This is a genomic window from Clostridium putrefaciens, assembly GCF_900461105.1.
In the GTDB taxonomy this organism is placed as follows: Bacteria; Bacillota; Clostridia; order Clostridiales; family Clostridiaceae; genus Clostridium_L; species Clostridium_L putrefaciens.
Map to the genome: position 1 here is coordinate 2,311,643 of NZ_UFWZ01000001.1, position 14,050 is coordinate 2,325,692.

Annotated in this window: 16 protein-coding genes and 1 tRNA gene; 5 read left to right on the forward strand and 12 right to left on the reverse strand. The window is 29.0% G+C overall.

Annotated features, from left to right (window positions below; all coding sequences use genetic code 11):
- Nucleotides 1-38: 38 nt before the first annotated feature.
- Complete coding sequence (gene aroC, locus DY168_RS10375) at nucleotides 39-1,187, reverse strand: chorismate synthase (RefSeq protein WP_115641682.1); 1,149 nt, start codon at nucleotides 1,185-1,187, stop codon at nucleotides 39-41.
- A 226-nt stretch (nucleotides 1,188-1,413) separates the two neighbouring features.
- Nucleotides 1,414-2,331 (reverse strand): glutaminase A, encoded by a 918-nt coding sequence (gene glsA / locus DY168_RS10380; protein WP_115641683.1) that lies wholly within the window; start codon nucleotides 2,329-2,331, stop codon nucleotides 1,414-1,416.
- Between the two features lie 224 nt (nucleotides 2,332-2,555).
- Here glsA and DY168_RS10385 point away from each other — a divergent pair.
- A tRNA-Leu gene (locus tag DY168_RS10385) sits at nucleotides 2,556-2,642 on the forward strand.
- Nucleotides 2,643-2,802: 160 nt separating this feature from the next.
- On the opposite strand, the gene DY168_RS10390 is transcribed toward DY168_RS10385, so the two are convergent.
- The 3 genes from DY168_RS10390 to glcT all read right to left on the reverse strand — a co-directional run bounded on the left by DY168_RS10390 (nucleotide 2,803) and on the right by glcT (nucleotide 5,940).
- Nucleotides 2,803-4,191 carry a PTS transporter subunit EIIC gene (locus tag DY168_RS10390; RefSeq protein ID WP_115641684.1) on the reverse strand — a complete coding sequence of 463 codons (1,389 nt, stop codon included), beginning with the start codon at nucleotides 4,189-4,191 and terminating at the stop codon, nucleotides 2,803-2,805.
- A gap of 52 nt (nucleotides 4,192-4,243) precedes the next feature.
- Complete coding sequence (locus DY168_RS10395) at nucleotides 4,244-4,726, reverse strand: PTS transporter subunit EIIC (protein WP_207658381.1); 483 nt, start codon at nucleotides 4,724-4,726, stop codon at nucleotides 4,244-4,246.
- 350 nt (nucleotides 4,727-5,076) lie between these two features.
- Entirely contained in the window at nucleotides 5,077-5,940 is an 864-nt protein-coding gene (glcT, locus tag DY168_RS10400) for a glucose PTS transporter transcription antiterminator GlcT (protein ID WP_115641685.1), read from the reverse strand.
- Between the two features lie 363 nt (nucleotides 5,941-6,303).
- Here glcT and DY168_RS10405 point away from each other — a divergent pair, with 363 nt between their 5' ends.
- Complete coding sequence (locus DY168_RS10405; protein ID WP_115641686.1) at nucleotides 6,304-6,891, forward strand: protein kinase; 588 nt, start codon at nucleotides 6,304-6,306, stop codon at nucleotides 6,889-6,891.
- Nucleotides 6,892-7,036: 145 nt separating this feature from the next.
- On the opposite strand, the gene DY168_RS10410 is transcribed toward DY168_RS10405, so the two are convergent.
- Nucleotides 7,037-7,285, reverse strand: coding sequence for a hypothetical protein (locus DY168_RS10410; RefSeq protein ID WP_115641687.1), 249 nt, complete (start codon nucleotides 7,283-7,285; stop codon nucleotides 7,037-7,039).
- Between the two features lie 359 nt (nucleotides 7,286-7,644).
- Here DY168_RS10410 and DY168_RS10415 point away from each other — a divergent pair, with 359 nt between their 5' ends.
- The gene (locus DY168_RS10415; RefSeq protein WP_172556324.1) at nucleotides 7,645-8,121 is read left to right on the forward strand and encodes a DUF4883 family protein; all 477 of its coding nucleotides are present in this window, start codon (nucleotides 7,645-7,647) and stop codon (nucleotides 8,119-8,121) included.
- 146 nt (nucleotides 8,122-8,267) lie between these two features.
- Nucleotides 8,268-9,095, forward strand: coding sequence for a PHP domain-containing protein (locus tag DY168_RS10420; RefSeq protein ID WP_115641689.1), 828 nt, complete (start codon nucleotides 8,268-8,270; stop codon nucleotides 9,093-9,095).
- Between the two features lie 182 nt (nucleotides 9,096-9,277).
- Here DY168_RS10420 and DY168_RS10425 read toward each other — a convergent pair whose 3' ends face one another.
- From DY168_RS10425 to DY168_RS10440, 4 genes are all read right to left on the reverse strand, one after another.
- On the reverse strand, nucleotides 9,278-10,696 hold the full coding sequence (locus DY168_RS10425) for an aminopeptidase (RefSeq protein WP_115641690.1): 1,419 nt from the start codon (nucleotides 10,694-10,696) through the stop codon (nucleotides 9,278-9,280).
- A 98-nt stretch (nucleotides 10,697-10,794) separates the two neighbouring features.
- Nucleotides 10,795-11,361 carry a 5-formyltetrahydrofolate cyclo-ligase gene (locus tag DY168_RS10430; protein WP_115641691.1) on the reverse strand — a complete coding sequence of 189 codons (567 nt, stop codon included), beginning with the start codon at nucleotides 11,359-11,361 and terminating at the stop codon, nucleotides 10,795-10,797.
- Nucleotides 11,348-12,265 carry an HPr(Ser) kinase/phosphatase gene (hprK, locus tag DY168_RS10435; protein ID WP_115641692.1) on the reverse strand — a complete coding sequence of 306 codons (918 nt, stop codon included), beginning with the start codon at nucleotides 12,263-12,265 and terminating at the stop codon, nucleotides 11,348-11,350. Before hprK ends, DY168_RS10430 begins: the two co-directional genes overlap by 14 nt.
- A gap of 51 nt (nucleotides 12,266-12,316) precedes the next feature.
- Entirely contained in the window at nucleotides 12,317-12,484 is a 168-nt protein-coding gene (locus tag DY168_RS10440) for a DUF896 domain-containing protein (RefSeq protein ID WP_115641693.1), read from the reverse strand.
- 385 nt (nucleotides 12,485-12,869) lie between these two features.
- Here DY168_RS10440 and DY168_RS10445 point away from each other — a divergent pair, with 385 nt between their 5' ends.
- The gene (locus tag DY168_RS10445) at nucleotides 12,870-13,022 is read left to right on the forward strand and encodes an aspartyl-phosphate phosphatase Spo0E family protein (RefSeq protein ID WP_115641694.1); all 153 of its coding nucleotides are present in this window, start codon (nucleotides 12,870-12,872) and stop codon (nucleotides 13,020-13,022) included.
- A 240-nt stretch (nucleotides 13,023-13,262) separates the two neighbouring features.
- On the opposite strand, the gene DY168_RS10450 is transcribed toward DY168_RS10445, so the two are convergent.
- Nucleotides 13,263-13,661, reverse strand: a complete 399-nt coding sequence (locus DY168_RS10450) for a hypothetical protein (protein WP_115641695.1) — start codon at nucleotides 13,659-13,661, stop codon at nucleotides 13,263-13,265.
- Nucleotides 13,662-13,684: 23 nt separating this feature from the next.
- Nucleotides 13,685-13,933: a DUF1292 domain-containing protein gene (locus tag DY168_RS10455; RefSeq protein ID WP_104410142.1), complete on the reverse strand. Its 249-nt coding sequence runs from the start codon at nucleotides 13,931-13,933 to the stop codon at nucleotides 13,685-13,687.
- Nucleotides 13,934-14,050: the final 117 nt, after the last annotated feature.

Genomic DNA, 14,050 nt, shown 5'->3' on the forward strand with positions numbered 1-14,050 from the left:
GTTCCTCATATTAATTTCAAAGGAACCCCAATCTTATTTTAATACTTAAGTAGTTCACTTCTATATCTTTCAATACTTTCCTTTAGTTCATTAAAATCATCACTAGGAAATTTCTTTAAAATTTCATCTAATATATGAAACGCACATACATTTTCAAGTACTATACAAGCTGGAACTACAGCTGATATATCCGATCTTTCATAACGACTAGTTACATTTTGTTTCTTTATTAAATCTACAGAATTCAGTCCTTTTTTTACAGATGGTATAGGCTTTATCACAGCATATATTTCTATATTTTCTCCATTAGAAATCCCAGCTTCTATACCTCCACAATTATTACTTGCCCTTTTTAGCATTCCATCTTCAAAATATGCCTCATCATTATATATACTTCCTATTAAAGGTAAGTCTAAAACTTTCCCAAAAGACACAGCTTTTACTGCTTGAACAGACATAATCGCCATGGATAGTATACCATCTAACTTTCTATCCCAATTAGAATAGCTTCCAACTCCAATCGGAACACCCTTTATCCCTATATAAACCCTGCCCCCAATAGTATCTCCTTCTTCTTTACACATATCTATAGTTGACTTCATACCATCTTCAATATGTTTATTATAGCATCGCATTGAACTCTCTTCTATAATGTCATAATCCTCATCATTAAAAAGATCTATACTCTGGTCATAAAATTCTCCTAGACTATAAATCTTACTTCTAATATCTATACCTATATCTAATAGCATTTGTTTACATAGAGCACCAACAGCGCATCTTATAGCTGTCTCTCTTGCAGATGTTCTCTCAATGCTATCTCTTATGTCTCCAGTTTTATACTTATGAAATCCTACTAAATCACCATGTCCGGGTCTAGCAACGCCTATTCTGTCTTCAGGTTTTACATCATTTTCAAAGTATTCTCTCCAATTTTCATAATCTTTATTCTTAATTATAAAAGTTATAGGATTACCCGTGGTCTTATTTCCTCTAAGTCCTGACCAAACATCAACCCTATCTTTTTCTATCTTCATTCGGGCTCCTCTTCCGTAGCCTTGTTGTCTTCTTTTTAACTCATTGTCTATATAATCTATATCTACTTCATAATTAGATGGAATACCTTCTAAAACTGCAATCAATGCCTTTCCATGAGATTCCCCACCATCCAAAAATCTAAGGGGCATATTAATCACTCCTATTTAGTCTATCTAATATATTTTGAAATATCTTTATTATTCTACACTCTAACTTATAAGAATAAACTGATTTAATTATATCATATTTAATTTAAACTGTATTAAAATTGGCCTTAAATTTACATTTAATCAAAAAGTACATCTAGTATTAAACAATGATTTAACAAAGATTAAAGAGTTCTAAACGCTTGGTTTAAAACTCTTTAGTATTTCTTTAAAATATACTTAAATCTAGTTCATCTGATAATTCCTTTAATATTTTAATACCGCCTATGCTATTTCCTTTGTTATCTAAGGATGGTCCATATACTCCAATTCCCATCCTTCTCGGCACAGATGCCAGTATACCTCCACCAACACCACTTTTTGCTGGTATCCCTATACCTACTGCAAATTCACCTGAAGCATCATACATACCACAGGTAACCATTATAGTCTTAACTATACGACTTACCTCTCTTGATATTACCTTCTCTCCACTCCAAGGCAAGACACCATCATTTGCTAACATTGCGCCTATTCTAGCAATATCTCTACAATTACATTCTATAGAACATTGTTTAAAGTAAACGTCTAATATTGATTCAACATCACCTTCTAATAATCCATTGCTTTTCATAAAATAAGCTAAAGCCCTGTTTCTATTACCTGTAGCCTTTTCAGATCTGTAAACCTCTTCATTTACTGCAATAAATTTATTTCCTGTAATCTTTCTTGTGAATGATAATATATTTTCTATTTTCTCTTCATCTGTTTCCCCTGATATTAAGGCTGTAGTTGCAATAGCCCCAGCATTTATCATTGGATTAAAAGGTCTTTCCGGATGTTTAACCTCAAGACTTGTTATAGAATTAAAGCTATCTCCTGTAGGTTCCATTCCAACTTTAGAAAATACTAATTTTTTGCCATTATCTAAGATAGCCAAAATTAGTGCTATTACCTTAGACATACTTTGCATAGTAAAATTCTTTTCAGCATCCCCTGCCATAAACTCCTTACCATCTAATGTAACTACGCACACACCTAAATCTTCTTTATTAGCTTTCCCAAGTTCCGGTATGTACGAAGCAACAGTTCCTTCTTTTGTATAAATTTTATTACTTTCTATTATACCCTTTAATAAATTTTGCATATTTTTCCCCCTTATAATCTAGAAAAACATTAGCTTATATCTTAATATATTTCACCGCCATCTTTTCAGATACCTCTATATTTAAAATAACATTTCACATACAACCTTAATATATATTCTTTTAAGATTTATTACAATAGATATTTAGTATTCTTATTTAAATACCTAAATAAAAATAGTTGCATTATAAAAAAGAATATGCTATGATAGATTCTGTTAGATATGCCGAAGTGGTGAAACTGGCAGACGCAACGGACTCAAAATCCGTCGGTAGTGATACCATGCGGGTTCGATTCCCGCCTCCGGCACCAAATCAGTAAATAAAACCCTTAACTCATTGAAACTACTACGTTTCAAGGTTAAGGGTTTTTATTTTATTTCTTTTATAATACAACCATATAAATTAAAAATAAGTTAAACTCTTTTTAATAACTTAAAATTCATAAAATATAAGTATTATTTATCTTTATACTATAACTTTTTCATCCTAGTAACTATTGGATCTGCCATTGTTCCAACCACTATTTGTACATTATTTGTACCTATCTTCATAATACCACTTATACCTATTTTCTTTAATCTTATCTCATCTAATTTTGAAGGATCTTTTAGAGTTACTCTTATCCTTGTTATGCAAGCATCCAAGGAATCAATATTTTCCTTACCTCCTATAGATGCTAATATATTTAAAGCCTTTTCGTCTAAGTTTAAATTATTTAAAGGAGCATCATCTTCTATATCATCTTCTCTACCTGGAGTTTTAAGGTCAAACTTCTTAATAAAGAATACAAATACAAAGTAATATATAACTGCAAATATAAGTCCTACAATTAAGATGCTTAATGGTTTTGTTGCTTTACCCCAATTTATGAAAAAGTCAGTAGCACCTGCTGAAAATGCGAATCCATTACGCATTCCAAAGGCATTAGTAATTGCTAATGCAGCCCCTGTTAATAGTGCATGTACTCCATATAACATTGGTGATAAGAACATAAATGCAAATTCTATTGGTTCTGTAATACCAGTTAAAAAAGATGTTATTGCAAGACTTATTAGCATCCCTGCAACTACCTTTTTCTTCTCCTTTTTAGCTGTGGTAATCATAGCTAAACAAGCAGCTGGAAGTCCAAACATCATGATAGGGAAAAATCCTGTTAAGTATGCACCAGCCATGGGATCTCCTGCTAAAAATCTATTATAATCTCCCATAACTACTTTACCAGCTTCAGTTGTAAATGATCCTAGTTGTTGCCAAAAAACAGTATTTACTATATGATGCAATCCAAAAGGAATTAACAATCTATTAAAGAATCCAAATCCAAATGCACCAGCAGGACCTGTTTGGGCCATAAAGTTAGCAAAGCTATCTAATGCCTTTTGAATAGGAGGCCATATAAACCCTAGTGCAATTCCAATAATTATGAATACAAACAAGGTAATAAGTGGTATGAGCCTATTTACGGTAATAAGTTTTAACTTATTAGAAAGTTTTATATCCTTAAACCTGTTATAACATAACCCTGCTGTTATACCCGCAATAATACCTCCAAAAACGCCCATGTTAATAGTCTTATTAAAACTAAGAGCTACTCCATTTATAATAAAATATCCAATAAGTGCTGAAACAGCAGCCATTCCATCATTATCCTCAGCAAATCCTGTTGCTATTCCTAATGCGAAAATAATAGGTAGATTATCAAATACCGCAGCTCCAGCCTTCATAATCCAAGGTATATTTAATAAGTCAGCATCACCAAATCTAAGTAATAATGCTGCTGCTGGTAATACTGCTATTGGTATCATTAATGACTTGCCTAATTTCTGTAAAAAACCTAAAACTTTATCTTTACTTTTTGCCATCTTTTATCCCTCCATTTTATTTGTAAATAGGCTTAATAAATCTTCTTTAAAATTAAGGCCAAATAAATCCTGTTATAAGTCCTAAAACTAATCCTACAAAAGATGTAACTATTGGAACAAATCTCTTTCCTCCAAAGAACCCTAATATTTGTGGTAACTTAATATCTTTATATTTATTATATAAAAGGCCAGCTGCAAGTCCTGATGCTACACATGCAAATACCTGCATAGATGCATTAATATCCACATTTATAGTTTTAGCAACACTAGTTAATACAAAATACCCAACAACAGCTGATATAGCTGCAACTCCATTATTACCTTCAGCAATACCTACAGCAATACTTGCAGCAAATATAATTCCTAGGTTTTTAAATATTGCAACACCTATCTCTTTAATCCAAGGAATATTTAATACATTTGCATCACCAATCTTAAATAATATTGCAGCCACTGGTAATACTATAATTGGTGCAATTAAAGCTTTCATAACACTAGTAAATAACCCTTGCAAATTATTTTTACCATTTTCCATCTTTATCCCTCCATTTTATTTTTATAAATTAATACACTACTTGGGAAAATCATACTTATTAACTTAAACCTCTAGCAACATTCAATATATTCCTTACATTCAGCGTATTTGTTATCCACCTCCTTTTTTTAACACAATAATTATATTTAGCATTAAAATTCAATAAATAAAAAAAGCCAAAAAGGATTAGAATTCTAATTCCCTTTCAGCTTTTGCCCTATTATTAATAGGTTACACGCTAATAAATGATTTCACATAAGTATATTTAATTATTAATTTAATTATATAATAGGATTATGCGTTTGTCAATATATTACTGTTAACCTTTTATACTAAGATATACTATAAATTTAATTATAATTATTACGGCTTGCCTGCCTTAATCTTTCAATATGCATTGATAAATACCCTATCTCATCTTCTGTTATATCAATATAAAGTTGCTGTTCAATTATTTTAGCTGATTTCTTTGCTATTTCATAAGAAGACTTATATTGTTTTTTAATAGCTGAAATAAGTTCATTTTTAATGGGCTTATTATTCAAAAATCGTTCTATTGCAAACCTTATATGTGTTACAAATCTTGCATAATCTAAAGACTTTTTATCTATTTCTATATCTATTTCTTCTTCTAAAAACTCTACCACACTATTGCATACAAAATTATATTTTATGGTATTAGATAATTTTCCATTATTTCTTGCAGAATGTATGTGTAAAGCTATAAATCCTACCTCTCCATCAGGTATCTTTATTTTTTTTGCTTTTTCAATAATAATAGTTGCCTTTTTTGCAATATCAAATTCTGTTTTATAGAGTATTTCTGTTTCTGCAAGAAAAGGGTTTTCTATTTCTTCATTGCCTTCTAACCTCTTAAGAGCAAATAATATGTGATCCGTTAGTGATATGTGTATCTTTTCATCTAATTCTTCTGAAAGTTCATTAGATATCATGACTATTACCTCTTCACTTAAAGCAATTATTTCTTTATCTGCATAACTCATTAATTGTTTAAAATTATCATAATTATTTTTATCTTCTATAGTGAAAATCTTTTCTACCTTTTCACCTGAACTTATTATATCGCCAGTCTTTCGTCCAAAACCTATGCCTTTTCTAAATAGAATCTTTTCAATATCTTTTTCATTTACTAATAATACATTGTTATTAAACACCTTTACAACCTCACACTTATGGCAAATATAACCATTCATTAGAAATCCTCCATTCTCACCTTAAATATCTACCAACAACTATGTTATCACGTTATTACATAGGACTAAAAGCTGCCATCACTATTTTGTCATAATACTTTCACTCTTTAAATATTTCATCTTTTAAAACTCCTTGTACATGAAATACTTTATATACTATTATATCACTTCCCCTTACACTTTATAGTTAATTTTTAAAATCAAGTAGCTGCCTTATACTTATTCTATATACATTCTATTCAGCTTTTATTTTAAAACATTGTCTATTTTATTGAATCTAGCTTTGAATATTAAGGTAATACGTTATATTCCTAAACCTACCATCATAAATATAATTGATAAGTAATGTATAGAAGGTTCCATATGCATAAAAATAAAGAGTTAATTGTAAATCCTTACTATGATTTTGATATTAATCTTTTAGATTGTAAGTTTCTAGGTGAAGGTCATAATGGCATAGTATATCTACTTCCAGATGGGAATGTTATAAAAATTTGTTTCAATATTAAAAGCTTTATTGGTGAATACATCATTTTGGAAAAGGTAAATGGTAATAAATACTTTCCTAGGATATATGACATAGGTGAAAACTACATGATAAGAGAATATGTAGATGGCGATATGTTACCAAAATACATAAGAAAACATGGTTTCAATGATGAACTAGGCAAGAGAATTATTGAATTATTGAAGGAATTTAAAGTGTTGAACTTTACCAAAATAGATTTAAGGTGTAAGGATATTTTTGTTCAACCAAACGGAAATTTAAAGGTTATTGATCCTAAGAAATTTTATACTAAGGATAGAGACTTTCCAAGGCATCTATCAAAGGGTATGTATAAACTTAAAATACTAGATCCATTTTTAGAAGTTCTAAAAAAAGAGGAACCTAATCTTTTTGATGCCTGGACACCTAAAATAATGAACTATATTAAAGAACTAAAATATTAAATATCAGTATTTTTATATTCATAGCCTATGGTTTTAGGTAGACTTTTCTAAACTATTTCAATAAAAAATCCATGAGTTATAGTAATTTTAACTCATGGATAAAACCTTAAAACATAGTAATCTGAAATAATGATTTTCTTTATCTTTATCCCCGAAATTCTTGCCTCACATTTTTAACCCCAGAGTAGAATCCTGAAGCTGAAAGGCCAATGGTAATACCTGAAAGTAAACCCACTTTAAAGTTTCCTGGTGATATATAGAAAATCCCTGCCATAATTCCTAGTATTAGATTCAGTAATGGTATTAACTTAACTTTTACTCCAAGCTCTTTAGCTACCTGGGATAATCCCATAACTACAGCCGACATTAGTCCTATATCTTGAAAGTTAATCATAATAAATACCTCCATTACTCTATAATATGAATCAGTATCTTTTATGACTACCATTTCTAGTATCCTTTTTTTTAAATTAAAAAAGATATTGGTGGGGGATACCAATATCTTTAAATTAAAAGGGTTGTATAAATAAGGGGTTAGATTACTTATATTTATTATTATATTTCTACAATATAAATATATCATATTTTACGGTAGAATAGTATTAATATTCTGTTAAGGATTTATAACTTTTATTAACACTTTCGTATATAAATATTAATACTTTTAATTTATTTTTATTTCTTTGTTTAAAAGTAATATTAATATATATTTCTTCATATTTTTATTTTAAAATGATTGTGAGGTGAATTTCCTTGAAATTATCCTATATAATAATATCTATATTAATAAGCTCAGTGCTTCTTGTTAGTTGCACTTTTTCTGATGCCAATTTATCCTTTAATTCTAAACCTAGTAACCACTTTTACACAGAACGCTTATTTAATAGCTTAGGTGAATCTAAAGAATTTTTGTCTACTTTGTATGAAACTAATCTTCATAAAGAATCTTCACTTGATAAAGATGATATGGATGTATTAATCAACTTTTTTTCTTCATTAAATGCAGATGACTTCATAGATGATCCTTATGGTATCGATAAAGTTCCTTGTTATAAGATATTTATAAACATTAATTCTGTGAAATATGTAATAAATGTTTATGACTCTGACTTTGTTTCAATTTACCCATGGGATGGTAATAAGCCAATGGACTTCATATCCATGAATAATATTCCTGTGGCTTATAATTTATATAACTTTTCCAAATATAAAATAGATAAACCTTTATAAAATATATACTTATTTTTCAACATTATATAATATATCTTATATCATAACTCTTTCTTTTAAGGTTAAAATAAACTATTGAACTTTCACTTTAATGTTTGAGTAGTTTATTTATTTTATATATACTTAATAAAAGAAGGAGTGAGACTATGGATATACACGCAGATTTTCATTTACACACCAATGCTTCCGATGGAAGACTTAGCCCTAAGGAATTAGTTAAGTTAGCAAAATCACAATCTTTAAGCTTGATGGCTATAACAGATCATGATACAACATCCTCTCTTTATGAAGGCATTTTGCAAGGTGATAGATTAGACATTAAAGTTGTCCCCGGTATAGAGCTTTCCACCATACATAATGATGAAAGCATTCATATCCTTGGATACTTTACTGACGATTCTTATAAGGATCCAAACTTTCAAAACCTTTTATCCGAAATACAAGATTATAGAATCTATAGGGCAAAAAAGATGGTTTCTAATTTAGATGAGTTTTTTAATATTAAATTAGATTACGAAGATGTTAAAAAGACTGCTAAGGGAGTAGTTGCAAGGCCCCATATAGCCAAGGCTATAATTGATAAGGGTTATCCTTATACCTTTCAATACATCTTTGAAAATATTATAGATAAAGATAGTGTTGCTTACGTTCAAAACAAAAAAATTTCTCTTCTAGAAGGCATAAACCTACTAAGAGATTTAAATGCAATAGTAATCTTAGCCCATCCAAAGTTAATTAAAAAGACGCCTATAGAAGATATAATAAAATTAAATTTTCATGGACTAGAGGCTATATATTATCTAAACTCTTTAGAAGAACAAGAAAAATATATAAATATAGCTCTAAAAAATAATAAACTTATAAGTTGTGGGTCAGATTTTCATGGAATCGAAAATGATGTTAAGCATGGATATATAGGCTCTATGGATAGTACCTTAAAAGAACTCGAAGACTTTATAAATATCTTTATTTAAGGTAACCTTAAAGTTTAATACTTCATCTTACTTTTTATATTCCTATATAGTGAACTATACTCCACCTAAGAGGATGGTAGAATTCTGCACAGCAATGTTAAAAGTTAAATATATTAATACTGGATAACATTAAAAGTAAGAATCTTAACTTAAGATTCTTACTTTTTTTATTTTTTAAGGATTTATGCTTCTATTAAAAATGCACAGTACCCTCTCATTGCCTCATAAATATCTGCCTTACTAGCTACTTCCCATGGAGCATGCATATTATGAAGTGCTACACCTGAGTCTATTACTTCCATGCCATACTCAGCAAGGATGTATGCAATAGTTCCTCCGCCTCCTTGGTCCACTTTTCCAAGCTCAGCTGTTTGCCATGTTACATTATGTTTATCCATTATCGTTCTAAGTTCTGCAATGTATTCAGCATTAGCATCGTTGCATCCACCTTTTCCTCTAGATCCAGTGTATTTGTTAAATACTAATCCTTTTCCAAAGTATGCTGAATTTCTTTTTTCCATAACAGATGGATAGTTAGGATCATATGCAGCGCTAACATCTGAAGATAACATCTTTGAATTTGAAAGACATCTTCTAAGTTTTAACTCACTGTAATCAGAAGTTCTATCCATAATTTCTGCTACTACATTTTCAAAGAATCTCGATTGCATACCTGTAGCACCTATGCTACCTACTTCTTCTTTATCTACTAATAAAGTTACATAAGTTTTCTTTGATTTTTCCATCCCTATCATTGCTTCGAAAGAAGTGTATGCGCATACTCTATCATCATGTCCATAACCCATAACCATACTTCTATCAAATCCATAATCTCTTGCTCTACCAGCTGGAACTACTTCAAGTTCTGCTGACACAAAGTCTTCTTCTATGATGCCATACTTCTCATTTAATAATTTCAATATATTATTCTTAACTCTTTCTTTTGAATCTTTATCTTCTAATGGCATACTTCCAACTAATATATTAAGGTCTTCACCTTCGATAGCTTTCCCTAACTTTTTATCCATCTGATCTGCTGATAGATGAATTAAAAGATCTGAAATTCCTATAACTGGATCATTATCATCTTCACCTATTACTATTTCAACAGTAGTTCCGTCTTTTTTAACCATAACTCCATGTACACTTAAAGGAATAGTAACCCATTGATATTTCTTAACCCCGCCATAATAGTGAGTTTCCATAAGAGCAAGGTCTGTATCTTCATATAATGGGTTTTGCTTTAAATCAAGTCTTGGAGAATCTATATGCGCTCCTAATATACTAAGACCTTTTTCCATCTTTTCCTCACCTATTAAGAACATAGCTAAGTTTTTACCTTTATTATTTGCGTATACTTTATCTCCTGGTTTTAATGTTTTACCTTCTGAAATAACTTTTTCTATGTCGATGTAACCCTTTGCCTCAGCAAGCTTTATAAATTCTGTAACACATTCACGTTCTGTCTTACATTTAGATATAAATTCTTTATATCTATCGCTTAAAGCGAATACCTTTTGTAGGTCATCTTTTGAATACTTATCCCAAGCAGAATCGTAAGTTTTAGTCAATACATTTTTTTGTTCATTACTCGTTGACATAAGTTTACCCCCATTCATTTTATAAGTTTTAGCAAGAACTTTACCAATAATTACATTTTACATGAATTCTAAGTTAAATACAAATGTGTAATTAACTTTTATTTTTTATTGCTTATTATATAATCAGTTTTTACATCTAATGGTTCCATCGGAACATAATCTACTATCTGATTTTCATAAGCTAATGCTATTTTTACAGCTTGCTTTTTTAGATTCTTTAAAAACCTATCGTAAAATCCTCCACCATAGCCAAGTCTCCCACCATTTGTGTCGAACGCTAATCCAGGCACAAACACAACATCAATATCTTCCGCTTTAGCTACATTGTCTTTATTATATTTGGGTTCTAGTATCCCCATATAATTAGCTTCAAGATCCTTTAAAGAATTTATATATATTGCTTCCATACCATCTTTTTTAGATATAATCAATGGTACACATACCTTTTTGTTTAATAAAAGGGCACTTTTAATTATTTCATGTGTATCTACTTCATCCTTATAACTTACATATATAAAAATAGTATTGCTATCTTTAAACTTTTGATCATTTAAAACATTCTCTAATATTAAACTATCGTAATGCTTTCTATCTAGAGTGGATAATTCTTTCCTTTTATTTTTAGATATAATTCTTAAATCATCTTTATGATTAGTCATCTTCATGTATATCCATCTCCATTCTTTGGTCTATTATTTCAGCTGGAGTAACACTTGACATATGGCTGTATCTATAGTTTGCCGCTGCTGCTTCTACTATAACAGCTATATTTCTTCCAGGCCTTATAGGTACTGTTATTTTCCTTACAGGAACATTTAGTATATCTACATATTCCTTATCTATACCAAGTCTATCATATACATCTTCATCTTTCCAATGTTCTAAACTTATAACAAGTTTTATCGTTTTATTATTTAATACTGAGCTAAGACCATATAAAGCTGGGACATCTATAATTCCCATACCTCTTACCTCTAACATACCAAAGGTTATATATGGAGATCTTCCCTTTAGTATCCCATCAATTTCTTTTATATCTACTGCATCATCCGCAACCAGCCTATGTCCTCTTTTTATAAGTTCTAAAGCTGTTTCACTCTTACCTATTCCACTTTCACCTGTTATTAATATACCTATGCCATAAATATCTAATAATACGCCGTGTACTCTAGTTTCTGGAGCTAGCTTATCATCAAGATAGGTAGTAAGTTTACTTATAAACTTTGTAGATATCATATTGGTTTTTAAAACCCACTTATTGCACTTAGTAGCATTCTCAAGTAATTCACTATGAGGATCTAAGTCCCTTGTTAGTATTAAGCAAGGAGTTTCAAATGTAAAATACTTTTTAAGCCTTTTCTTTCTAAGCTCTACTTGCATATCATCTATAAAGCTCCATTCTGCCATACCCATTATCTGAATTCTATCTTTAGAAAAATAATTATAGAATCCTGAAAGTTGTAATCCGGGCCTATTAAAGTCACTAGTATTTATCATTATTCCTTTTTTACCTTCAGATAAAACTTCTAATTTAAAATCCTTTATTAACTTCTCTACTGTAACTGTCATCTTTTCACCCCTAAGCTTTAATTTAATAAAAGCATCTTACATATTTTAATTTTACTTTTTCTCTATAGTTTCTAATTGCGCTCTAAAATTAGTTTTAACGTTATTTATATATCTTTGTCTTAACTCTTTTTGTTCAAGTGTTTCTTGTTCAGTTAAGCCTTCCTCTTTACTTTTTTTATATAAAATGTTTATTCTATTAATTACATCTTCAATTTTCATAATATCATCCTTTCTCATATGTTTTACATAAAATATAATATCAAAACAATTTCTTGTTTTGATAATTTCTATATAGTATATTAAACATTAATTAAATTAAAACTTATAATTTAATTAATGTATTTTGAAATTAGTATCTACATTATATTAAACATTATTTAAAGTAAAATTACAAACACAAATATATAATCTTTTATATTATTATCTCATTTATAATCTTAATTAATATTTTAAATGTGTTTATTTTATACTTTACGGTACTTTTATATATAACTATGTATGTTTTTGTATTATTTTGTAGTATTTTGACTAAAACTTTTACTTTTATATTTTTCAAATTCTGATAAAATAGTCTAAGTAACATACTAGTTTTGGAGGCGTGCAGATGGAAAAAGATATATTAGCAGATCAAATAGAATCTTTAAAAAATGATTTATATAAGTTACTATCCACAAGAAAACCTACTGACAATTGTGTTGTTAAATGTAGTGAGGCATTGGACAAGCTTATTGTTAGATATTATAAATATTTAGATTGACTCCTCAGTTCTTTAAATGTTTAATTTTAAAAATATCCAAATAAAATATAAAAGACTTGTATAAATTAATAATATATTATAAACATAAAGGTCATAAATTAAGTGGTATACTTCCTTATATATATTTTATAATATTTATTTTTATACAAGCCTCTCATTTACACTATAATTATTCTCTCTATAGATTCAATCATAAAATGTATCACAACCAGTAATTGTATCCATTTGAAAACCCTTATTTTATAAATTCAATTCGTTTAGAATATCTTCTATATCTAACTCTTTATTTTTAGAGCATACAGCTAATATAAATTCATTATACTTACAGTTTTCCTTAGGTATGTCATAAGATACATATTGACCTTCCACTTCAAACTCTTCCATAAGGTCTTCTACAAGCTCTCCAACATTATCTATAGCTACATCGCTAAGATAAGGAAGTAAGAAATCATCATACCATTCATTGTCTTCTTCTTCAGATTTACACTCATCATTAGCATAAGCTTTAGCTGATTTCATTTCTTCTTCATCAAAATCATAGTAAGCTCTTAAAACTAATATATCATTTTTGTAAGGTATTTCTTCTACCTCACTTATTTCTCTTTCTAGTAAAAAATCAATTATTTCATCTTTTTTCATTATAATACCCCTTAACATTTATTTTAATATAACAACTTTTTATATTCTTTTTTTACTGCTTCAAACTCATCTTTATCTTCTACTAAGTTTAATTCTTCTTTATCTTCAAATCTATCTACTCTAAATATAAAAGCATCATCCTCATTACCATTTACCTCTGATAAAATAAGATACTCACTTTCTTTCTCTTCTAGATAAATTCTTGCTATAGCTTCAAAATCAACTTTGTTGCCTTCTTCATCTTTAAATGACATTATTTCTTTTTCTTCCAAATCTTCACCTCATTTTCATCTAACTTAAAGACTATAAACTAGACTAAATTTATATTTTAATTTAGCCTTCTTATATAGTTCATAAAATTCTTTATCCTAATAACAAATATAGAGTAA